At 68.1% G+C, this 21,921-nt stretch carries 16 protein-coding genes; 8 read left to right on the forward strand and 8 right to left on the reverse strand.

Annotation, left to right across the window (positions count from 1 at the left end; all coding sequences use genetic code 11):
• Positions 1–123: 123 nt before the first annotated feature.
• Complete coding sequence (locus tag ACFLIM_RS09305) at positions 124–612, reverse strand: gamma-glutamylcyclotransferase (RefSeq protein ID WP_393164049.1); 489 nt, start codon at positions 610–612, stop codon at positions 124–126.
• 155 nt (positions 613–767) lie between these two features.
• On the opposite strand from ACFLIM_RS09305, the gene ACFLIM_RS09310 reads away from it, so the two are divergent.
• The 6 genes from ACFLIM_RS09310 to ACFLIM_RS09335 all read left to right on the forward strand — a co-directional run bounded on the left by ACFLIM_RS09310 (position 768) and on the right by ACFLIM_RS09335 (position 10,481).
• Positions 768–2,156, forward strand: a complete 1,389-nt coding sequence (locus ACFLIM_RS09310; RefSeq protein ID WP_393164050.1) for an NAD(P)H-quinone dehydrogenase — start codon at positions 768–770, stop codon at positions 2,154–2,156.
• Between the two features lie 149 nt (positions 2,157–2,305).
• Positions 2,306–4,591 carry a TIM-barrel domain-containing protein gene (locus ACFLIM_RS09315; protein ID WP_393164051.1) on the forward strand — a complete coding sequence of 762 codons (2,286 nt, stop codon included), beginning with the start codon at positions 2,306–2,308 and terminating at the stop codon, positions 4,589–4,591.
• Between the two features lie 17 nt (positions 4,592–4,608).
• The gene (locus ACFLIM_RS09320; RefSeq protein ID WP_393164052.1) at positions 4,609–5,910 is read left to right on the forward strand and encodes an ABC transporter substrate-binding protein; all 1,302 of its coding nucleotides are present in this window, start codon (positions 4,609–4,611) and stop codon (positions 5,908–5,910) included.
• Positions 5,911–6,774, forward strand: a complete 864-nt coding sequence (locus ACFLIM_RS09325; RefSeq protein ID WP_393164053.1) for a carbohydrate ABC transporter permease — start codon at positions 5,911–5,913, stop codon at positions 6,772–6,774.
• Entirely contained in the window at positions 6,771–7,592 is an 822-nt protein-coding gene (locus ACFLIM_RS09330; RefSeq protein ID WP_393164054.1) for a carbohydrate ABC transporter permease, read from the forward strand. The genes ACFLIM_RS09325 and ACFLIM_RS09330 overlap by 4 nt, the downstream gene beginning before the upstream one ends.
• 12 nt (positions 7,593–7,604) lie before the next feature.
• Positions 7,605–10,481, forward strand: coding sequence for a glycoside hydrolase family 3 protein (locus ACFLIM_RS09335; RefSeq protein WP_393164055.1), 2,877 nt, complete (start codon positions 7,605–7,607; stop codon positions 10,479–10,481).
• 47 nt (positions 10,482–10,528) lie between these two features.
• Here the strand turns inward: ACFLIM_RS09335 and ACFLIM_RS09340 are convergent, their stop codons facing one another.
• A complete protein-coding gene (locus ACFLIM_RS09340) occupies positions 10,529–11,299 on the reverse strand; it encodes an SDR family NAD(P)-dependent oxidoreductase (protein ID WP_393164057.1) in 771 nt (256 codons plus the stop codon).
• A gap of 193 nt (positions 11,300–11,492) precedes the next feature.
• On the opposite strand from ACFLIM_RS09340, the gene ACFLIM_RS09345 reads away from it, so the two are divergent.
• On the forward strand, positions 11,493–14,174 hold the full coding sequence (locus tag ACFLIM_RS09345) for a cellulose binding domain-containing protein (RefSeq protein ID WP_393164058.1): 2,682 nt from the start codon (positions 11,493–11,495) through the stop codon (positions 14,172–14,174).
• A 114-nt stretch (positions 14,175–14,288) separates the two neighbouring features.
• On the opposite strand, the gene ACFLIM_RS09350 is transcribed toward ACFLIM_RS09345, so the two are convergent.
• The 6 genes from ACFLIM_RS09350 to ACFLIM_RS09375 form a co-directional block, all read right to left on the reverse strand.
• Positions 14,289–14,570 (reverse strand): helix-turn-helix domain-containing protein, encoded by a 282-nt coding sequence (locus ACFLIM_RS09350; protein ID WP_393164060.1) that lies wholly within the window; start codon positions 14,568–14,570, stop codon positions 14,289–14,291.
• 665 nt (positions 14,571–15,235) lie between these two features.
• Positions 15,236–16,345, reverse strand: a complete 1,110-nt coding sequence (locus tag ACFLIM_RS09355) for an acetamidase/formamidase family protein (protein ID WP_393164062.1) — start codon at positions 16,343–16,345, stop codon at positions 15,236–15,238.
• A gap of 233 nt (positions 16,346–16,578) precedes the next feature.
• Positions 16,579–16,782: a hypothetical protein gene (locus tag ACFLIM_RS09360; RefSeq protein ID WP_393164063.1), complete on the reverse strand. Its 204-nt coding sequence runs from the start codon at positions 16,780–16,782 to the stop codon at positions 16,579–16,581.
• 126 nt (positions 16,783–16,908) lie between these two features.
• A complete protein-coding gene (locus ACFLIM_RS09365) occupies positions 16,909–17,832 on the reverse strand; it encodes a carbohydrate ABC transporter permease (RefSeq protein ID WP_393164064.1) in 924 nt (307 codons plus the stop codon).
• A complete protein-coding gene (locus ACFLIM_RS09370; protein ID WP_393164065.1) occupies positions 17,829–18,815 on the reverse strand; it encodes an ABC transporter permease in 987 nt (328 codons plus the stop codon). The genes ACFLIM_RS09365 and ACFLIM_RS09370 overlap by 4 nt, the downstream gene beginning before the upstream one ends.
• Before the next feature lie 10 nt (positions 18,816–18,825).
• Complete coding sequence (locus ACFLIM_RS09375) at positions 18,826–20,466, reverse strand: extracellular solute-binding protein (RefSeq protein WP_393164066.1); 1,641 nt, start codon at positions 20,464–20,466, stop codon at positions 18,826–18,828.
• 174 nt (positions 20,467–20,640) lie between these two features.
• Here ACFLIM_RS09375 and ACFLIM_RS09380 point away from each other — a divergent pair, with 174 nt between their 5' ends.
• Positions 20,641–21,852 carry an ROK family protein gene (locus tag ACFLIM_RS09380; RefSeq protein WP_393164067.1) on the forward strand — a complete coding sequence of 404 codons (1,212 nt, stop codon included), beginning with the start codon at positions 20,641–20,643 and terminating at the stop codon, positions 21,850–21,852.
• Positions 21,853–21,921 lie beyond the last annotated feature (69 nt).

A 21,921-nucleotide genomic window follows, 5' to 3' on the forward strand; every position in this document is an offset into this window, starting at 1 on the left:
AGGCCAACCACTGCCAGTAGGCGGTCAATTACGGGACCACACGGTCACCGTCTTGTTCCGACCGGAGTCACTTCAACTACCTCGACCGCCACACATGGCTCGTCGGGCTGGGGCGAAGCCCCATTAGCCGATCGAGTTGCAGGGGCGCTCCCGCAGCTCCTTGACGTAGTCGTCGGGGGCGCCCGCCCGCTCGGCCGCCTCGGCCAGGCTGCCCAGGTAGCGGGCCGACGGCAGGCCGCCCTCGTAGCCGTCGAGCACGTAGAACCAGGCCAGGGCCTCGCCCTCGAGCGTCTGCACCCGCAGCCGCACCTTGTGGTAGGCCCCGCGGACCGCGCCCTCCCACTGGTCGAGCGAGGTCTCCTCCCACTCGGGAACGTCGTAGAGCACCACGAACACGTGCTCGTCGGGATCCTCGACGATCGTGGCGATCGAGCCCTCCCAGGCCAGGTCCATCCCCCCGAACGTCAACCGCCAGCCTTGGAGCCAGCCCACACCCCAGATCGGGGAGTGCGGGGCACGCATGGCCATCTGCTCGGGATCCATGTTCGAGCCGTACGCGGCATAAAGTCTGGGCTCACTGGGCTTTCCCGCAGGATCCGAAAGCCACGCCACGATCCACCCCTCTCGCCGGGTGCTGCTCGTCATCCAGCTACCGCGCCATCCTGCCACGCTGGACCGCCGAGTCGGTCCATCGGGCTCAGGAGGAAGGCCGACGTGTCATCGGCCCGGTTACAGGTTTGCCGAGCTCGTGCGGGACAATGGGATACGTGACGAGGATCGTGATCATCGGTGGCGGACCAGGCGGCTACGAGGCGGCGCTGGTGGCCGCCCAGCTAGGCGCGCAGGTCACCATGGTCGAGCAGGACGGCCCGGGCGGCGCGTGCGTGCTGACCGACTGCGTGCCCTCCAAGACGCTGATCGCGACCTCGGTCCGCAAGCAGGCCCTGCTCGACGCGCCCTCGCTGGGGGTGGCGTTCTCCGGGGGGCCCGACGGTGACGCGGGTGTGGTGGGCGTCGATCTGCCGCTGGTCAACAAGCGGGTGAAGGAGCTGGCCCAGGCGCAGTCCGCCGACATCGCCACGCGGGTGGAGGCCGAGGGCGTCGAGATCATCAGGGCCCGCGGGCGGCTGGTGGATCCGCAGGTGGTGCGGGCCGGTGACCGGACGATCAGGGCCGACGTCGTGCTCCTGGCCACCGGCGCGACGCCGCGCGTGTTGCCCGGCGCCGAGCCCGACGGCGAGCGCATACTCAACTGGCGTCAGCTCTACGACCTGGAAGAGCTGCCCGAGCACCTGATCGTGGTCGGCTCCGGCGTGACGGGCGCGGAGTTCGCCGGCGCCTACCGCTCGCTCGGGTCGGAGGTCACGCTGGTCTCCAGCCGCGACCGGATGATGCCCAACGAGGACGCCGACGGTGCCGAGGTGCTCGAAGAGGTCTACCGCCGCCGCGGCATGAACGTCATGGGCCGCTCCCGCGCCGCCTCCGCCAAACGCACTGACGGCGGCGTGGTCGTGACCCTGGAGGACGGCCGCACGGCCGAGGGGTCCCACGTGCTGATGACGGTCGGCATGATCCCCAACACCCCCGGCATCGGGCTGGAGGAGGCCGGGGTCCAGCTCGACCAGGGCGGCTTCGTCAAGGTCGACAAGGTCTCGCGCACCTCCGCGCCCGGCGTCTACGCGGCCGGCGACTGCACGGGGGTGCAGATGCTGGCCTCGGTCGCGGCCATGCAGGGCCGGATCGCGGTCTGGCACGCGCTCGGGGAGGCCGTCCAGCCGCTGCGGCTGGCCACGGTGGCCTCCAACATCTTCACCGACCCGGAGATCGCCGCGGTCGGGGTCGCGCAGCAGGCCATCGAATCCGGGGAGATCGAGGCCAACGTCGTCAAGCTGCCCCTCGCCACCAACGCCCGGGCCAAGATGTCGGGCTTCAACGACGGGTTCGTCAAGCTGTTCTGCCGCCCGCACACCGGGATCGTGCTGGGGGGCGTGGTGGTGGCGCCGCGGGCGTCGGAGCTGATCCTGGCCGTGTCGGTGGCCGTGCAGCAGCGGCTGACCGTTGACCAGCTGGCGCACACGTTCGCGGTCTACCCGTCGTTGTCGGGCTCGATCACAGAGGCCGCCCGCCGCCTCATGCAGCCCGGCGTCTCCATCTAACTTCCTGCTTTCCGGTACGGCGCCCCGCCGTCATTTCGCCATGCCCGCCGGACGGGGATGGAGCTCGAACGCGAGCTTTTACCGTTGACGTTTGTTGGTATGGACAGCAAACTAACTCACGAGTTGGCGCAGCGTTCGAAGGAGCTTCCATGCCCTATCGCCCCCCACTGGTCGCGCACGAGTACTTCGTCGCGGACCCGCCCGAGTTGCCGGTACGCGCGCGCGGCGAGGGTGGCCTGTCGGCGTTGACCGCCGCCGAGCTGGTCGCGGCCGACGGTGCCGAGGTGATGCTGAAGGCGGTGACCACGGCGGAGGAGACGCTGGTCGTCCAGGTGGGCGTGGCGGGCGAGGGGGTCATCCGGGTGCGGTTGTCGGCGGACGCGACCGCCCGGCCTCGATCGGAGGGGGCCGTCTCGCTGGTGACTCCCGGCACGTATCCAGGGGCACGTGCCGGGGTGGCGCCGGGTGAGCCGATCGTGATCGACGCCGGGTCGTTGCGGGCCGAGATCGACCTCGCGCCGTGGCATCTGCGGTTCACCGACGCCTCGGGTACGACGCTGGTCGAGCAGGATCGCGGGCACACCGACATCTCCGGGCGGCTGCGTACGTTGCCGTTCGGGCGGTCCAGCTCGGGCGGCGAGCCCGTGGCGTACCACGAGAGCTTCGCCGCCGCCCCCGACGAGGCGTTCGCCGGGTTCGGGGAGTCGTTCACCCGGCTGGACAAGCGCGGCCAGCGGCCCGTCATGTGGAACTTCGACGCCTTCGGGGCCGAGTCGCAGCGGGCGTACAAGAACATCCCCCTGTACGTCTCCAGCAGGGGCTATGGCGTCCTCGTCGACAGTGGGGCGCCGACGGAGTTCGACGTGTGCCAGTCCACGCACAGCGTCGTGCAGATCGTGGTGCCCGACGACGTGATGGACTACTACGTGATCGCCGGGCCCACGCCGTCCGAGGTGCTGGACCGTTACGACCTGCTCACCTGCCGGCCCTCCCTGCCGCCGAAGTGGGCGTTCGGCACCTGGATCTCCTCCGGGTTCCGGGTGGACAGCCAGGAGCGGGTGCTGGCCAGGGCGCGGACGATCAGGGAGCGCGGCATTCCGTGCGACGTGCTGCACCTGGACACGTACTGGCAGACCGACGGGCACTGGTCGGACCTGCGCTGGGACCCGGTGAACTTCCCGGACCCGGGCGGGATGCTGGCCGAGCTGGAGGGGATGGGGTTCAAGGTCTGTCTGTGGATGAATCCGTACATTTCCCACCTAAGCCCGACATTTCGCGAGGCCGACCAGGCCGGATATTTCCTGAAAAATCAGGAGGGCGAGACGTATGTCGCCGACTGCTGGCACGGTTCGTACCCGCCCTGCGGGATCGTCGACTTCACCAATCCCGGGGCCGTCGAATGGTTCAAGGGCCTGCTCCGGGCCCTCCTAAGGCAGGGCGTCGCCGCCTTCAAGACCGACTTCGCCGAAGGCGTGCCGAGTGACGCGGTGGCGTTCAACGGGATGACCGGCACTGACCTGCACAACGTCTACACCCTGCTGTTCAACGACGTCGTCGCCGGCGTCACCCGCGAGGTCAACGGGCACGACCTGGTCTGGGCGCGCTCGTCGTACCTAGGGGGCCAGCGCCACAGCGCCCAGTGGGGCGGCGACACCTACACCAGCTACGCCGCCATGGGCAGCACCATCAGGGGCGGGCTCGCGCACGGCCTGTCCGGCGTGCCGTTCTGGAGCCACGACGCCGGCGGCTTCACCGGCCGGCCCACCGACGACCTGTACGTGCGCTGGACCCAGTTCGGCGCGCTCTCCCCGCTGCTGCGCCTGCACGGCACGACCACCCGCGAGCCGTGGGAGTTCCCGGCCGTCGAGGAACAGGCCGTCCAGGCGTTGAAGCTGCGTTACCGGCTGATGCCGTACATCTACTCGGCGGCCGTCGAGGCCGCGCGCACCGGCGCGCCGATGATGCGGGCGCTGTGCGTGGACCATCCGGACGACCCGGTGGCCTGGCAGGCCGACCTGGAGTACCTGCTCGGCCGCGACCTGCTCGTCGCCCCCATGACCGCGCCGGAGGGCACCCGCCAGGTGTACCTGCCGCGCGGCGAGTGGGTGGACTACTGGACCGGCGAGGTGCTCACGGGCTCCCGCTACGTCAAGGTCGGCAAGCCGCTCGACCAGATCCCCCTCTTCGTACGACACGGCGCGCTCATCCCCATGGCCCAGCCGAAAGACACGATCGACGTGCCGGAAGAGATCACCCTCGTCGCCTTCGGGGGCGGCGACGGTACTGCCGAAATCCACGACGCGGACGGCGTGACGGTCGCCGTCGCCACCAGGGACGGCGACGTGCTGCGTGTCGCCGTCACCGGCCCGAAGCGCGTCACCGGGGTCGAGATCGTCCCGGTGACCGGAGCTCCCGCGCGGGCTGAAATCTCGTAACACCCCCTGGAGGGATCATGCTCAAGATGAGAGGCGCGGCGGTGCTGGCTGCCGCCGCGCTCGCTCTGTCGGCTTGCGGCTCGGGATCGGAAAGCCCGCCCGCCCAGAGCAATCAGCCCCGCGTGCTCAAGTTGTGGCACTACGAGTCGGCCGACAGCGCCATGGGCAAGGCGTGGGCCGAGGCGATCAAGAAGTTCGAGGCGTCGCACCCGAACGTGACCGTCAAGTTCGAGGAGAAGGGCTTCGAGAACATCCAGAAGACGGCCAGCATGGTGCTCAACTCGGACGAGGCGCCCGACATCATGGAGTACAACAAGGGCAACGCCACCGCCGGGCTGCTGTCCAAGCAGGGCCTGCTCACCGACCTGACCGAGGAGGCCGCCAAGCGCGGCTGGGACAAGCTGCTGCCCGGCGGCCTGCAGACCACCGCCAAATATGACGACCGGGGCGTCATGGGCTCCGGCAAGTGGTACGGCGTGCCGAACTACGGCGAGTTCGTGATGGTCTATTACAACAAGGACCTGTTCGACGAGCACAAAGTCAAGGTCCCGGCGACGTTCGAGGAGTTCACGGCCGGGCTGGACACGTTCGTCAAGGCCGGAGTGACGCCCATTGCCAACGCGGGCGCCGAATACCCGGCCCAGCAGATCCTCTACCAGCTCGCGCTGACCAAGGCGCAGAAGCCGTGGCTGGACGCCTTCCAGTCCTACAAGGGCAAGGTCGACTTCCACGGCCCCGAGTTCACCTACGGCGCCGACACGTTCGCCGACTGGGTGAAGAAGGGCTACATCGCCAAGAACTCGGCCGGGCTCAAGGCCGAGGACATGGGCGTGGCGTTCATGAACGGCAAGTTCCCCGTCGTGATCAGCGGTAGCTGGTGGTACGGCCGGTTCGCCTCGGAGATCAAGAAGTTCGAGTGGGGCCACTTCCTCTTCCCGGGCGCCACGATGTCGCCGGGTTCGAGCGGAAACGTCTGGGTCGTGCCGGAGAAGTCGCAGAACAAGGATCTGGCCTACGACTTCATCGACATCACGATGAGCAAGGACATCCAGAACCTGCTGGGCAACTCCGGCGGCGTCCCGGTGGCCGCCGACCCGGCCGCGATCACCGACGCGAAGAGCAAGGAGCTCATCGAGACGTTCAACAAGCTGACCACGTCCGACGGCCTGGCCTTCTACCCCGACTGGCCCGCGCCCGGCTACTACGACGTGCTGGTGGCCGGCGTCCAGGAGCTCATCAACGGCAGCAAGACCTCCGCCGAGGTGCTGGACGAGATCGCGAAGCCGTACGAGGACAACCTCGCCGACATTGGCAACTGAATGAGAGTGCGCACCAAGGGGTACTGGCTCTACCTGGTCCCCAGCCTGCTGTTGTTCGTCGCCGTCATCGTCGTGCCGTTCCTGATGAACGTCGGGGCGAGCTTCACCCGCTGGTCGGGGGTGGGCACGCCGCGGTGGATCGGGCTCGACAACTACACCCGGCTGCTGGCGGACGAGCGGTTCTGGAAGTCGTTCCAGCACAACGTGGGGCTGATCGTGGCCATGGCCATCGTGCCGACCGCGATCGGCCTGGTGCTGGCGGCCGCGTTGTTCGACTACATCGGCCGGCGGTTCGGGGCGCGCACGGCCTCCGCGCTGCGCGCCATGTACTACCTGCCGCAGGTGTTGCCGGTGGCGATCGCCGGCGTGGTGTGGGGCTGGATGTTGCACCCGTCGTACGGCGCGGTCAACCAGATCTTCGGGCTGGACCTGGACTGGCTCGGCGATCCCGACCTGGCGCTGGCCACCGTCATGGCGGTCATGGTCTGGTTCCAGCTCGGCTACCCGGTGGTGATCTTCATGGCCGGGTTGCAGCGGGTGGACCCGGCCTACTACGAGGCGGCCGAGATCGACGGGGCCTCGTGGTGGCGCAGGTTCTGGCACATCACGATCCCGCAGATCCGGCCGGAGATCTTCGTGGTGCTGCTGACGTGCACGATCGCGGCGCTGAAGGTGTTCGGGCCGATCTTCGTGCTGACCCGCGGCGGCCCCGGCAACGCGACGATGGTGCCGTCGTACTTCTCGTACCTGAACTTCTTCCAGAAGAGCAACGTCGGGTACGGCTCCGCCATCGCCACCGTGCTGGCCTTGATCATCATCGTGGTGACGTTCCTGTTCCTGCGGGTCCAGGAGCGTGCCGAATGAGGGGCCCGGGACGCTGGGCGGTGTTGTTCGCGCTGGTCGTGCTGGCGGTCGTGATGGTGTTCCCGTTCGTGATCGTGGCGATCAACGCGGTCAAGTCGCCGGCCGAGTACAGCTCCCAGGGGCCGCTGAGCCTGCCTGACGGGCTCTACCTGCAGGGGATCGTGGACTTCTGGAACCGGGTCGAGTTCGGCAGGAAGCTCTGGAACAGCTTCCTGATCAGCGCTTCCGTGTCGGTGCTTGCCGTCGTGTTGTCGGTGCTCAACGCGTACGCGCTGGGCATCGGCAGGGTGCGCGGCCGGCTCTGGATCCTCGTGTTGTTCCTGGTGGCCAACACGCTGCCGCAGGAGGCGCTGGCCTACCCGCTCTACTACCTGGTCAAGGCCGTCGGGCTCTACGACACCCAGTTGGCCGTGATCATCGTCATGACGGTGATCCAGGCGGCGTTCGGGACGTACCTGCTGAGTGCGGTCCTGGGCCAGTTCCCGAAGGAGATCCTGGAGGCGGCGGCGATCGACGGCGCGGGGCGGTTGCGGTCGCTCTGGCGGATCGTGGTGCCGATCAGCCGGCCCACGCTCAACGTGCTGCTGATCTTCTTCTTCATCTGGACCTGGAACGAGTTCTTCCTGCCGCTGATCTTCCTGATCTCGAACGACACCCAGACGGTGCCCGTCGCGCTCGGTGTCCTGCAGGGCGAGAAGTACATGGACGCCACGACGTCCAGCGCCTCGGCCCTGCTCGGCGTCGTACCGGCGATCGCCTTCTTCCTGATCTTCCAGCGCACGCTGACCCGAGGTGTGACGGTCGGCGCCATCAAGTGATGGAGAGCCCTCATGAGAATCCCGTTATTAGCCATCCTCACGCTGGCGGCCTCGGTGCTCGCCGCGCCCGCCGCCCAGGCCGCCGACCTCCCGTTCCAGAACCCCAGATTGCCGCTGGAGCAGCGGGTCGGCGACCTGCTCGGGCGGCTCACGCTGCCGGAGAAGCTCGGCCTGCTGCACCAGTCGCAGCAGCCGATCCCGCGGCTGGGCATCGGATACCACAAGAACGGCACCGAGGCGCTGCACGGCGTCGGCTGGTCCAACCAGCTCAACGACAACTGGAACCAGAAGTTCGCCAGCGGCACGGTGTTCCCGCAGGCCGTGGGGCTGGCCAGCACCTGGGATCCGGCGCTGATCAAGAAGGTCGGCGGCGCGGTCGGCGAAGAGGCCCGCGGGTACAACGCCGTCGATCCCGTCCTGTGGGGGCTGCAGGTGTGGGCTCCCGTGGTGGACCTGCTGCGCGATCCGCGGGCCGGTCGCAACGAGGAGGGCTATTCGGAGGACCCGCTGCTGACCGGGGCGATCTCCACCGCCTACGGCAAGGGACTGCAGGGTGACGACCCCTTCTATCTGAAGACCGCGCCCGTGCTGAAGCACTTCCTGGCCTACAACAACGAGGCCGACCGCAGCCTCACCTCCTCCAACCTGACCCCCAAGCTCAGGCACGAGTACTACGAGCCCGCCTTCAAGGCCGCGATCTCGGCCAATGCCGCGACCGGGGTCATGGCCTCGTACAACCTGGTCAACGGGCGGCCCAACCACGTCAACCCCGACCTGAACGCGACGGTCAGGTCGTGGACGGACAAGACGCTCTACAACGTCAGCGACGCCTGGGGGCCGCACGCGCTCACCGACCTGGAGCGGTACTACGACAACAAGCCAGAGGCGTTCGCCGCCGTGCTCAAGGCCGGGCTGGACAGCTACACGATCGACGGCAGCGACACTGGGCCGATGGTCCAGAACCTCACGGCCGCCCTGAACCAGGGGCTCATCACCGAGGCCGACGTGGACAAGGCGGTACGTAGCGTCCTGTCCATCCGGACCCGGCTGGGGCACTTCGACCCGGACGGCGGGCCGTACCAGAAGATCACCAAAGACGTGATCAACAGCGCCGCGAACCAGCGGCTGAACCGCGAGACCGCGGGCAAGTCCGCGGTGCTGCTCCGGAACTCCGGCGTGCTCCCGCTGGCCAAGCCCCAGTCGGCGGCCGTGGTCGGCCCGCTGGCCGGGACGCTCTACCGGGACTGGTACTCCGGCCAGCTGCCCTACCAGGTGACGCCGCTCGACGGCGTCAAGGAACGCGTCGGGAACGTCACCACCGGCGCCGGCCTGGAACGCATCGCGCTCAAGCACCTGGACTCCGGCAAGTACATTACCGCCACCGGCACCGGCCCCGACAACAACGCGGCCCTCACCGACACCGCGCCCACGGCCGCCTCGCAGTGGGACCTGACCGACTGGACCGGCGGCGTGTCCACGCTGCGCAACGCGGGCAACGGCAAGCTGCTCGGCGGCGACTGGCGCTCGCTCGACACCGACGACGCCGACCCCGACGGCTGGTACGTCTCCCAGCAGTTCGCCCTGGAACGCCAGTCCGACGGCAGCTACCTGATCAGGTACGCCGGCTACGAGGCGGTCGAGAGCTGGTACGCCCTGCCCGACCCGTACGTGAGCGTCGCCGCCGACGGCACGCTCGGCCTGGCGCCCAAGGCCCAGGCGGCCAAGTTCGGCAAGGAGGTCGTGTCCGACGGCGTCGCCGCGGCCGCCGCGCAGGCCGCCAAGGCCGAGGTCGCCGTCGTGGTGGTGGGCAGCCACCCGTTCGTGGCCGGGCGCGAGTTCCACGACCGCCCCAACCTGCGGCTCGGCGACGGACAACGACGGCTGATCGAGGCCGTGCGCAAGGCCAACCCGAAGACCGTCGTCGTCCTGGAGACCAGCTATCCGGTCATCGTGGACGCGCCGAACCTGCTGTGGACCACGCACGCGGGCGCGGAGACCGGTCACGCCATCGCCGACGTGCTCTTCGGCGACGTCAACCCGGCCGGCCGCCTCACCCAGACCTGGCCCGGCACGGACACGTTGCCGAGCATCCTGGACTACGACCTGGCCAAGACCGGGATGACGTACCTGTACGGAAAGGACAAGCCGCTCTACTCCTTCGGGTACGGGCTGAGCTACACGTCGTTCGGCTACCAGGGGCTGGCCGTGCAGGGTGACAAGGTGAGCGTGAAGGTCACCAACACCGGCAAGGTCAAGGGTGACGAGGTGGTCCAGCTCTACACCCACCAGCGCGACTCCCGCTTCCAGCAGCCGGTCAAGCAGCTACGCGGCTTCCAGCGGATCACGCTGAACCCGGGCGAGTCCCGTACGGTGAGCTTCACCCTGAAGAAGTCGGACCTGGCCATCTGGGACCACACCCGGGGTAAGTGGGCCGTCGAGAACGCCACCCACGACATCCTGGTCGGCTCCTCCTCCGACAAGATCCGCCAGTCCACCACGCTGCGCGTCTCCAGCGAGACCATCCCCGTACGCGACCTGGCCAAGAACACCAGGGCGATGGACTTCGACGACTACTCGGGCGTGTCCTTCGCGGACGAGACCAAGGCCAGCGGCGAGGCCGTGGCCGGCACGGCGGGCGACTGGATCTCCTTCACCGGCGCCTCCTACGGGCCCCGCTTCACGGCCGGGGTGTCGTCGGTGAGCGGCGGCGCGTTGGAGCTCCGCCTCGGCTCGCCGACCGGCGCCCTGCTGGGGACCGCGCAGGTGCCCGCCACCGGCGGGATCTACCAGTGGGGTACGGCCAGCGCCTCCGTCAAGGCGGGCAAGGGGAACCTGTACCTCGTGTTCAAGGGCGACCTGCGGATCAAGGACTTCGCGCTCGCCCGGTGATGCTTCGTGGCGGCCATGAGTATGGTCGTGGCCGCCACGAACCGTTCTCAGCGGACCGTCCAGCCGCCGTCCACGACGAGCGTGTGGCCGGTGACCAGCGAGGCGGCCGGTGAGACCAGGAAGAGCACCGCACCGGCGACGTCCATGGGTTCGCCGATGCGGTGCAGGGCCGCGATCCGCTCGATGACGTCCGCCTCGAACGCCGGGTCGGACAGGGCCTCCGCGGTGCCCGGCGTGCGGATGAAGGTGGGGGCCACGTTGTTCACGGTGACGCCGTGGGGGCCCCATTCGACGGCGAGGCAGCGGGTGAGGTGGGCGATGGCGGCCTTGGTCATGCAATAGATGGATTCGCCGGGCAGGGCGACCTCGCCCGCCTGCGAGCCCAGGTTGACGATTCGACCGTACTTCTGCCGGATCATGGCCCGCCCCACGGCCTGGCTGGCCAGGAAAGTGCCCTTCAGGTTGATCTGCAGCGTCCGGTCGAAGTCGTCCTCCGTGACGTCCTCCGCCGGGTTTCCTGGAGCGATGCCGGCGTTGTTGATGAGGATGTCGATCCTGCCGAACCGGTCGAGCACCTCCTGCACCGACTGCGCGATCTGCCCCGGATCGGTCATGTCCATCTGCAAGGGGAGCGCGGTGCGGCCCATCGACTGGACCTCCGGCGCCAGCCCTCCGTCCTCATCGACGTCCCGCAGACCCAGGGCGACCTCGGCGCCCGCGTTGGCCAGGGCCAGCGAGATCGCCCGGCCCAGACCCCGCGCCGCGCCCGTGACCAGGGCAACCTTGCCGTCGACCCGGTATTCGGGAAACTCTGTCATTCCGAACCTCCTGCGTCCATTAATTCGTTGTCTATCCAAACTATTGACCTTCGACGCACGCGTGTGTGAGCCTTCAGATGAGCTCATGCGCGAAGGCGCGGCGACGGTCAGGGTCCTGCACTCTGCTCGTGCATGGCGGTCATCTGGAGCCTTTGGGGAGCCTCCCGGCGCCCCTGGAAAGGAAGAGCCGCGCATGCGAAGAAGATTATTCGTCATGCTCGCGACCGCCGCCGTCCTGCTCGTGGCGGCGGTCGTGCGGATGTCGCCGGTCTCGGCCGTGGCCTCGGATCCGTACGCGTACAAGAACGTACGGATCGACGGCGGCGGCTTCGTACCCGGCATCATCTTCAACCCGACGGAGCGGAACCTCATCTACGCCCGCACCGACATCGGTGGCGCGTACCGGTGGAACCAGTCCACCAAATCATGGACCCCCTTGCTCGACTGGGCCGGGTGGGACAGGTGGGGCTACAACGGCGTGATCAGCCTCGCCACCGACCCCGTGCAGACCAACCGTGTGTACGCCGCCGTCGGCATGTACACCAACAGCTGGGATCCCAACAACGGCGCGATCCTGCGTTCGACCGACAAGGGCGACAACTGGCAGGTCACGCCGCTGCCGTTCAAGCTCGGCGGCAACATGCCGGGCCGCGGCATGGGCGAGGCGCTGTCCGTCGACCCGAACAACAACAGCGTCCTCTACTTCGGCACCCCCAACGGCAACGGATTGTGGCGCAGCACCGACTTCGGGGCGAACTGGGCCAAGGTGGCGAGTTTCCCCAACCCCGGCAACTACGCCCAGGACCCGAACGACTCCAACGGCTACCTCAGCCACAAGCCGGGCGTGATCTGGGTGACGTACGACCCGCGCTCGTCCGCCAAGGGCACCGCCACCAAGACCATCTACGTTGGCGTCGCCGACAAGGAGAACAGCGTCTACCGCACCACGGACGCGGGCGCCACCTGGACCCGCCTGGCCGGGCAGCCGACCGGCTACCTGCCGCACAAGGGCGTGCTCGACCCGGTCAACGGCTATCTGTACCTCGCCACGAGCGACACCGGCGGCCCGTACGACGGAGGCAAGGGCGACGTGTGGCGCTACGCCACCGCCACGGGCACCTGGACTCAGATCAGCCCCATCCCGTCGTCCAGCGCCGACGACTACTTCGGCTACAGCGGGCTGACCATCGACAAACAGAAGCCGGGCACGCTCATGGTGGCCACCCAGATCTCCTGGTGGCCCGACGTGATCTTCTTCCGCTCCACGGACTCCGGCGCCACCTGGACCCGGGTCTGGGACTTCGGCTCGTACCCGAACCGCACCTTCCGCTACAAGATGGACATCGCGGAGAACCCCTGGCTGACGTTCGGCAGCAACCCGCAACTCCCCGAGGTCACGCCGAAGCTCGGCTGGATGACCGAGTCGATGGAGATCGACCCGTTCGACTCCAACCGGATGATGTACGGCACCGGCGCCACGCTCTACGGCACCGAGAACCTGACCCAGTGGGACTCGGGTGGCCAGTTCACCATCAAGCCCATGGCCAAGGGGCTGGAGGAGACGGCCGTACTCGACCTGATCAGCCCGCCGAGCGGTGCGCCCCTGGTCAGCGGCCTGGGCGACATCGGCGGCTTCCGCCACGCCAACCTGGACGCGGTCCCGCCGATGATGTACACCGCGCCCGTCTTCACCTCCACCACCAGCCTGGACTACGCGGAGAAGACGCCGTCAGTCATGGTGCGGGCGGGCAACTTCACCGACGCCGACCGCCCGAACGACAGCCACGTGGCCTTCTCCACGGACGGGGGCGCCAACTGGTTCCAGGCCACGGAGCCGGGCGGCGTCAACGAGGGCGGCACGGTGGCGGCGGCCGCCGACGGCTCCCGTTTCGTCTGGGCACCGAAGGGCGTGACCCCGGTCTACTCGGTCGGCTACGGCAACTCCTGGCAACAGGCGTCCGGCCTGCCCACGGAGGCGATCGTGGAGTCGGACCGCGTCAACCCGATGAAGTTCTACGGCCTCAACGGCGGTCGGCTGTACGTCAGCACGAACGGCGGCGCCACCTTCACCGCCACCGCCGCCACGGGCCTGCCGGCCACCGGCAAGTTCAAGGCCGTGCCCGGCAGGGAGGGCGACCTCTGGCTGGCCGGGGACGGCGGCCTGTGGCACTCGACGAACAGCGGCACGTCCTTCACCAAGGTGTCCGGCATCACCAGTTCGGTGAACGTCGGCTTCGGCAAGGCGGCACCTGGTGGGACGTACCTGGCCCTTTACACGGTGGCCACGATCGGCGGGGTGACGGGCCTGTACCGCTCGGACGACGCCGGGACGAACTGGCTCCGCATCAACGACGACAAACACCAGTGGGGCAACATGGGCGAGGCCCTCACGGGCGACCCACGGGTCTACGGCCGCGTATACGTGGGCACGAACGGCCGAGGCATCCTGTACGGCGACCGCACGGGCCCACCCGTCACCGTCACGCCAACCGTCACCCCCACGGTGACCCCCACGGTCACGCCCACGGTGACCCCCACGGTCACACCGACCGTCACTCCGACGACAGGCACGGGCTGCACGGCGACCTACAAGGCAGGCAACCAGTGGCCGGGCGGCTTCGCGGCGGAGGTCACGGTCAAGAACACCGGAACCGCGTCGATCACAGGCTGGCGGGTCACCTGGACCTGGGCAGGAGACCAGAAGTTCACCCAACTGTGGAGCGGCACCCCGACCCAGACGGGCGCCAACGTGAGCGTCGTGAACGCCTCGTACAACGGCAACCTGGCCGCTAACGGGACGACGACGTTCGGCTTCAACGGCAGCTACACCGGCACCAACACCCCACCCACCACCCTCACCTGCACCCCGGCGTAGAAAGGGCATGGGAAGCCCGCTCGCTTCGCTCGCCGAAGGCCCACCCGTTGCATGGTTAGGCGGTGGGCCTAGGGAGCCGAAACAGTCCTCGCCATCGCTCGGGCTTTTTGCTGGTCAGGCGACGCGTACCGAGTGGGGTCCAACGCTGATCGTCACATCGACGTGGCCGCCCAGAGCGGCGGCATAAGCCCGGATGGTCTCAAGTTCCATCGAGTCCAGGTCACCGTTCTCGATCTGGGAGACACGTGCCTGAGAGATCCCAAGGGCGGCCGCCACGTCAGCCTGCGTCTTGCCGAGGGATTTGCGTAGTTCCTTCAGGTGATGTCCGGCAACGTAGGCATCCAGGTGCACATCGGCAGCGGCCTGGCGCTCCGGGTCACCCAGTTCGGGGTACAACCGGTGTGCTTCCGCTTTGACCTCGCGCCGCCGACGTGGTCGGAGGCATGCAGGGGGACGTCACGGATGGCACGATAGGGCGGGATCGCAGAGAGCTATACGGATGCGACGGAACGTGTCCGATCGCTCTTCTATCGGAGGGCTCCACGTCCGGCAGGTGAACACCCCGCTGCATGATGTGGTCCTGTCCAAGGGCCGAGCTCCTGCCCCGGTTGCGACCGTGACAGGCATCGGGGTGGGAGCCGACCGGTCAGTCCTGGACAGAGCTGTGCCCCGGCTGCTTGCTGAGCAGAGGCACCACCGGGGCTTATGTATCGACCGTACCACGCCATCGAGAGGGCAGTCTGGATGCAAGCGACAGAAGCCAAGCGGCTGAGGGATTTGCTCTCTCCCATGCGCCTGGCCGAGTACGAACTGCGCTGCTCAGGTGATCCCGGCGCTGCCCTGCGCCTGCACTGTTGGAACACCGAGATCAGCGAAGCGTTCTATGGGCCGCTGCAGTCTTGGAGATTTCCATCCGAACGGCTATGACGAGGGAGCTCTCGGCCATGTTCGGGCGCCGGGATTGGTGGTGCCATCCTCAGGCGGCGCTGACGTCCTTGATCGCACGGGAGGTCCCAGAACTCCTAACAGAAGCGATTCATGTGCGCCTACCGTGCCGCCCGCTACCCGCTGAAGATGTCCTCCGGCAGGAACGCCGACACCAGGAAGCTGGGCACGTCCACGAGCTGGCTGACCTTCAGATCCACGGCGACGCTGCAGATCGCGTACGCCTGCTGCGCGCTCCACCCCCGCTCCCCGAGATGATCGATCATGTCCAGCAGCGCGTTGCGGGCCGCCAGCGTGGCGTCCTCGGCCGCCACCTGCCCGTCCCGGCTCACCGACATCCCGGTCGTCGCGTAGAACCTCCGGGGAGCCGCGAACGGTGCCGCCACCCAGTAGTCCGAACGGGCGAACCGCGGCCCTCTGATCCCCTTCTCCGCCGCCTCCCCGGCGTGCACGGTGAACCGCACCCGCAAGGTGGCGGTCATCTCGATGGCCGTCCCGCAGGCCTCGCAGTCCCCTTGCGCGAAGTGCGCGTCCCCGGCCGAGAACAGCGCCCCCGGCGTGTCCACCGGGATGTACAGCCGGGTGCCCGCCCCGAGCTGCTTGATGTCGACGTTCCCCGCCTGCTCCCGGGGCGGGATCGTGCGTAACCCCGTGGCGCCGGCCTCGACCGGCACCGCGCCGTCGGGCGACGGCGGCAACACGAACCCGCCGCGCTCCAGCGCCGCCTGCTCCCGAGCCGTGATCCTGGCCAGTGACGCATGCCCCGGGGACAACCCGATCGTGCCCATGAACGGCGCCGCCGGGATCCGCACCCCGGGCAGATCCTCGGAGACGGCCCACCCGTCGGCCAACTGCCAGCGCACCATGAACGGCTCCGGGAACACCTCACGCAGGAACCCGAAGCCCGGCACCTGCACGGTGTACCCGTAGGAGCCGGGCACGACCTCCAGGATCTCGATCTCCAGCAGGTCCCCCGGCTGCGCGCCCTCCACGTAGACGGGACCGGTCAGCGGATGCACGACGTCGAGATCGGGCGCCTCCACCGTCTTCAACGTGGCGTTCGGCCCCATCTGGCCGTCGAACGCGTCCCGCGTCTCCATGACGACCTCGTCGCCGGGCTCGCACCGCACAACAGGCGAGATATCCGGGTGCCAGCGGTTGTGCCCGGTCCCGGGCTGCTCGCTGAGGGTGAGAGCGGAGTCGATGCGGATCTCGTGTACGGCCATGGCAGGCCCCCTCGCGTGACGCGTGTGAGCGCCACGCTCTGCCCGCTCATCCCGCCTGTCAAGACCTCAACAGCTCGTACGCCACATACGCCGCGACCCCGTACGCCAGATATGAGGCGACGTCCAGCGCGGTGGTACCTGCCGCGCCCGCGATCAAACCTTTCACGAGTGTGTGCATGCGCCGACCGCTACCCCGGCGATCGTCGTACAAGCCCGGGAGCGGGCCCTGATCATCAGCCCACCTTCCGGAAGACGACGGTGGCGCGGTAGTGGCCGTCGCCCTCCGCATCCGGCTCGGCTTCGGCGCTGATGACGTCCAACTCGGCACCATCGCCGAAAAAGATGAGCGCCCGAGCTACGGCCTTCTCTCTGATCTCGTCTGGTGTCGCTTCGCTCACGGTGATGCGCAGGGTAAGCGGGAACGATCTCACGCTCATGGTGATCTTCTTTCAAAGAAGGATTGATCCACTTTCGAGCGTAATGCCAGAAAAAGGGAATATAACGAAAATTGTCCTCTCTGCTAAAAGATCACGCTCGATTTGACCACGGTTATGGAGGTGCTTTTAGCCCTTGATTGCCCCCACGATGACGCCCTTGGTGAAGTGGCGCTGGACGAAGGGGTAGATGATCAGGGCGGGCACCACGGCGATCACCACGATGGCCATTTTGATGGCCAGTGTCGGCGGGGCGTCGCCCGTCACGCCCGCCGTGGCGCTGGGCAGCGGGTTGGAGTCCACCACGTACTGGCGCAGGATCAGCGCCAGCGGCCATTTGCGCGTGTCGTCGATGTACAGCATCGCGTTGAACCACGCGTTCCAATAACCGACCGCATAGAACATCGCGACGACCGCGGTGACGGCCTTCGACATGGGCAGGATGATGCGGAACAGGATGCGGAACTCCCCGGCCCCGTCAATGCGCGCGCTGTCCAGGATCTCCCCGGGGATGCTCATGAAGAACGATCGCAACACGATCACGTTGAACGCCGAAACGGCCGTCGGCAGGATCAGCGACCAGTAGCCGTCCTTCAACCCCAGCCCGCTCACCATCAGGTAGACGGGGATGATGCCGGGAAAGAAGACGAACATCAGCAGGACGCTGAACAGCAGCGGCCGGTGCAGGAACGAGCCGGGCCGGGACAGCGAGTACGCCCCCAGCACGCTCACCCCGGCGCTGATCAGCGTTCCCACGACGGTCACCCCGGTGCTGACCAGCACGGCCCTGCTGACCACGGTGTCGGAGAAGATCTGCCGGTACGCCTCGAACGTGAGCCCGTCGGGCACCAGCACGAGCCCTCCGACGCGGTTGACGGTGGCGGAGGAGCTGAGGCTGGTCAGGACGATCGTGTAGAGCGGGCCGAGCACGACCACGACGATCAGCGTCACCAGCGCGCCCTTGCCGGCCCGGCCGACCGGCGACGGCCGCTCCTCCCAGGGCGCCAGCCCAGAGGGCTTGCCGGAGCGGAGCCTGGAGGTCAGGACTGTCATGATCGCGAATACACCCCTCGCTCGCCGAACGCGTGCGCCACCCGGTTGGCCGCCACGATGAGCAGCAGCCCGACCAGGCCCTTGAACAACCCGGCCGCCGCCCCGTACCCGAGGTCGCCGGTACGCAGGCCCGACCAGTACACGAACGTGTCGAACACCTCGGACGCCTGGCTGCCGACGGCGCTGCGTTGCAGCATGAACTGCTCGAACCCGACGTTCAGCGCGTCTCCGAGCCGCAGGATCAGCAGCAGCACGATCACCGGACGCAGCCCGGGCAACGTGATGTGCCACATGCGCCGCCACCGGCGGGCGCCGTCCACGGCGGCGGCCTCGTACAGGTTCGGGTCGATCGTGCTGAGCGCGGCCAGGAAGATGATCGCGCCCCAGCCCGCGTCCTTCCAGATCGTCTGAGACGTGATCAGCAGGATGAACGTGTCCGAGTTCGTCATCCAGTCGAGGGCTTCGCGGCCGTTCTCCCGCAGGATCTGCGCCAGCAGGCCCGCCCCGCCGAACATCTGCTGGAAGATGGCCACGACCAGCACCCAGGAGAAGAAGAACGGCATGTAGACCACGCCCTGCACGAATGCCCTCAGCCGGGCCGAGACGATGCTGTTCAGCAGCAGCGCCAGCATGATCGGCACGGGGAAGTAGAAGACGAGCTGGAAGGCCGTGATCGACAGCGTGTTCAGCATCGCGCGCAGGAACTGCGGATCCTCGAAGAGCAGCGCGAAGTTGGTGAAGCCGATGACCGGGCTGCCGAGGATGCCGCCGGTGTAGGGGTTGAAGTCCTGGAACGCGATGACGTTGCCGAGCGCGGGCAGCCACCAGAAGGCAAGGACGACCAGCAACATCGGCAGGTTCATCACCAGCAGCGGCCAGTCCCTGCGCAGTTTGCCCCGCCACCCCAACTCGTGCGGAGAGGCGGCCGGCCCTGACGGGGACGCGCCGCGCCGGACCGGCCGCTTGGCTGTCACCGCCCCCACGAAAAGCCCCTCACAACCGGCCGTTCTCGCGGGCGACCTTCATGTAGAACTCGCGCGCCTCGTTCCCGCCCTGCTCCTGCCACTCCTTGACGACCTTCGGCCACTCGGACACGGGCCGCTTGCCGCGGAAGATCTCCTGCATCTTGTCCTCGGTGGGTGTCACCAGGCCCGCCATCTTGGACGGCGTCTCCACCCGGATCCCCACGAACGGGTCCTTCTCCAGGAGCTTCGCGGCCCCGGTCGACCAGTCCCACAACCCCTGGACGAGGCCCTCGTACTGGCTCATCGCGTTGGCGTTCGGCCGCCCGGACAGGAACATGTACGTGGGTGCGACCTCCTTGCGCCCGAGCGCGGTCTGCTTGACCTTGCCGTCCTCGACCGTGTAGTGCTTGCCCTCGATGCCGTTGTTGACCAGCTCGTACTCCTGCGTGCCGAACGGCGCCGAGCACCAGTTGGCCAGCGCCAGCAACTCGCGTGTGCGGGCGTCGCCGAGCCCCTTCTTGATGAAGCAGAACATGCTGGCGGGCTCGTTGCGCCACATGATGGGCGTGCCGCCGGCGTGCGCCGGGTAGGGGGCGACGATCTGCTGGTCGAAGTCGGGGTTATCGGGCTGGAAGCGGCCCAGGTTCTCGTGCCAGGAGCCGAGCCCGTCCCGGTAGATGACCATCTGGCCGCTGCCGAAGACGCCTTTGTTGTCGGCGTCCTTGTTGGCCACGATGTCGGGGTGCACGTAGCCGGCGTCGAACAGCTTGGTGAGGAACTCGATCGACGCGGCGAACTCGGCGGTCTCGTACTTGTACTCGAGGGTGCCGTCGCTCTTCTTGCGCCACTCGCGCGGGGCGCCGAACGCCCGCTGCAGCTCCTGATCCATGCCGCCGCCGAACGCCCAGCGCTTCTTCTTCGCGTCGGTGATCGCCTTGCCGAGCGCGACCAGGTCGTCGGCGCTCTTCGGGTGTTGCAGGCCCAGTTGCGCCAGGATGTCCTGGCGGACGAAGGTGGCGAACGGGAACGGGTCGTTCTGCCAGGGGATGCCCTGCAGCAGGCCGCCGAAGACGCCGTACTGCCAGGCGGCGGTGTCGTAGTTGGCCAGCAGGGGGAACTCCTTGGCCTTGTCCCCCGCCAGGTAGGGGGACAGGTCGGCGAAGAGCTTGTTGGCCGCCTCGGTGAAGCGGGCCTGCTTGATGAGCTCCCAGTTCGGGACCTGGAGCATCTCCGGTACGTCGCCGCTGGCCAGCAGGGTGCTCAGCTTCTGGCCGTAGGTGTTGCCGTCCGAGATGTTGAACCGTACGGTGCCGCCGAGGCGTTCGTTGACGACGTCGTAGTAGGAGTTGTCGCCCAGGCCAGGCGGCACCGTGCCCCACAGAGGCGTCATCGCGGTGACCTCTTTGCCGCTGGTCAGCGGCTTGGCGGTGACCGCCTGCACCATGGCGGCCGGGCGTGTCAGGAAGCCGGGCTGGACGAACTCGCTGCCCGGCAGGTCGGGCTGGAGCCCGGGGATCTGGAACGGGATCCGCGTCGGCACCAGGTTCTTGAGCTTGTCGGCCGCGACGGCCGTGCCCTTGGACAGCTGCTTCTTCTCGGCGCAGCCCGCTACCAGGACGCTCGCACCGACCAGGCCGAGGAACCCGCGGCGAGTCGTGTCATTTGGCATGGCTCGCTCCCTTCTCCGAGTGGGGATGGCCTTATTAAACTTAGTTGGTATTACGACCAAACAAATTAGTAGACTGTGACCGCAGCCACAAGGGATCGCGACGGTCACAGGTTGGTGAAGGGAGCCCACGATGCGGCATGCTGGGGTCATCTCTTGGCGGGAACGGGGCTGATATTGATCACTTCTACGACCGGCCCGCAGCCGGCCGACTTCGCCGACGTACGGGCCACCAACCTCGCGGTCGTGTTGCGGTTCGTCCGCGAGCACGCGCCCTGCTCGCGGGCCGACATCGCGGCCTCCACCGGGCTGAACAAGGCGACGGTGTCCAGCCTGGTCGCGGACCTGATCGACCGGCGGCTGGTGCGCGAGACCGGGTTGACGGAAAACCGGGTCGGCCGGCCGGCCACGATGCTCGTCCTGGACGGCTCGCCGTACGCGGCCATCGGGGTCGAGATCAACATCGACTACGTGTCGGCCGTGGCCGTCGATCTCGCGGGGGAGCGGCTGCTGACGTGGCGGCGCTCGTTCTCGAGCGGAGAGTCCGTCAACCAGGGCGTGGCCGGCGTCGGCGCGATCATCCGGCGCGTGGTCAACCGCATGGCCAAGGAGGAGCGTCAGATCCTGGGCCTGGCCGTGGCCGTGCCGGGACTCGTCGACGTGCAGGGCACCGTGCGCCTCGCGCCCAATCTCGGCTGGCGCGACGCCGACATCGGCGGCGACCTGGCCAAGGCGCTGCGGGACCCAGGATTTCCCATCCAGGTCGACAACGACGCCAACCTCGGCGCCCTGGCCGAGCAGCGCTTCGGCGCCCATGCCGGGGCCTCCGACCTGGTCTACCTCACCGGCGAGGTGGGCGTGGGCGCGGGCATCATCCTGGACGGGCGGCTGCGCCGCGGCGGGCGCGGCTACAGCGGTGAGATCGGCCACGTGCAGCTCGACCCCGACGGCCCGGAGTGCCACTGCGGCCGGCGGGGTTGCCTGGAGGTCATGGCGGGCATCGGCGCCGTGCTGGGCAAGGACCCGTCTCCGGGGGAGATCCAGGTCGAGATCGAGGAGTCGGTGCGCCTGGCCCGCGCGGGCGACGCCGGCACCCTGGCCACGCTGGAGTCGGCCGGCAGGAGCCTGGGCAGGGGCGTGTCCGTTCTCGCCAACCTGCTCAACCCCGAGCTGGTGATCCTCGGAGGCTATTACGTCCCGCTGGCACCCTGGCTGCTGCCCGCGGTCCAGGGCGAGCTGGGCGGCCGCGTCATCGCCTCGGAGGCGGGCGGTTGCCGGGTCGTGGCCTCGACTCTGGGTCACGATGCCGCTGCGCTGGGTGGTGCGGCGAGGGTGCTGGATTCCGTGGATTCGGGAAGATTGCCGGGAGGATTGTCGCGAATCCCTTGACCTTGGTCACCGGGAAGTGCACCCTTCAGTCAACCCACCGAAACGTCCGCGTAACTTCCCCAGGCCGGT

This window comes from Nonomuraea marmarensis, assembly GCF_043197025.1.
Classification (GTDB): Bacteria; Actinomycetota; Actinomycetes; order Streptosporangiales; family Streptosporangiaceae; genus Nonomuraea; species Nonomuraea marmarensis.

Excerpts from the sequence above, each read along its gene's own strand:
- ACFLIM_RS09355 (WP_393164062.1), bottom strand. The coding sequence starts at position 16,345 with ATGGCCGTACACGAGATCCGCATCGACTCCGCTCTCACCCTCAGCGAG.
- ACFLIM_RS09360 (WP_393164063.1), bottom strand. The coding sequence starts at position 16,782 with ATGAGCGTGAGATCGTTCCCGCTTACCCTGCGCATCACCGTGAGCGAA.
- ACFLIM_RS09325 (WP_393164053.1), top strand. The coding sequence starts at position 5,911 with ATGAGAGTGCGCACCAAGGGGTACTGGCTCTACCTGGTCCCCAGCCTG.
- ACFLIM_RS09345 (WP_393164058.1), top strand. The coding sequence starts at position 11,493 with ATGCGAAGAAGATTATTCGTCATGCTCGCGACCGCCGCCGTCCTGCTC.
- ACFLIM_RS09330 (WP_393164054.1), top strand. The coding sequence starts at position 6,771 with ATGAGGGGCCCGGGACGCTGGGCGGTGTTGTTCGCGCTGGTCGTGCTG.
- ACFLIM_RS09375 (WP_393164066.1), bottom strand. The coding sequence starts at position 20,466 with ATGCCAAATGACACGACTCGCCGCGGGTTCCTCGGCCTGGTCGGTGCG.
- ACFLIM_RS09320 (WP_393164052.1), top strand. The coding sequence starts at position 4,609 with ATGCTCAAGATGAGAGGCGCGGCGGTGCTGGCTGCCGCCGCGCTCGCT.
- ACFLIM_RS09365 (WP_393164064.1), bottom strand. The coding sequence starts at position 17,832 with ATGACAGTCCTGACCTCCAGGCTCCGCTCCGGCAAGCCCTCTGGGCTG.
- ACFLIM_RS09315 (WP_393164051.1), top strand. The coding sequence starts at position 2,306 with ATGCCCTATCGCCCCCCACTGGTCGCGCACGAGTACTTCGTCGCGGAC.
- ACFLIM_RS09340 (WP_393164057.1), bottom strand. The coding sequence starts at position 11,299 with ATGACAGAGTTTCCCGAATACCGGGTCGACGGCAAGGTTGCCCTGGTC.
- ACFLIM_RS09335 (WP_393164055.1), top strand. The coding sequence starts at position 7,605 with ATGAGAATCCCGTTATTAGCCATCCTCACGCTGGCGGCCTCGGTGCTC.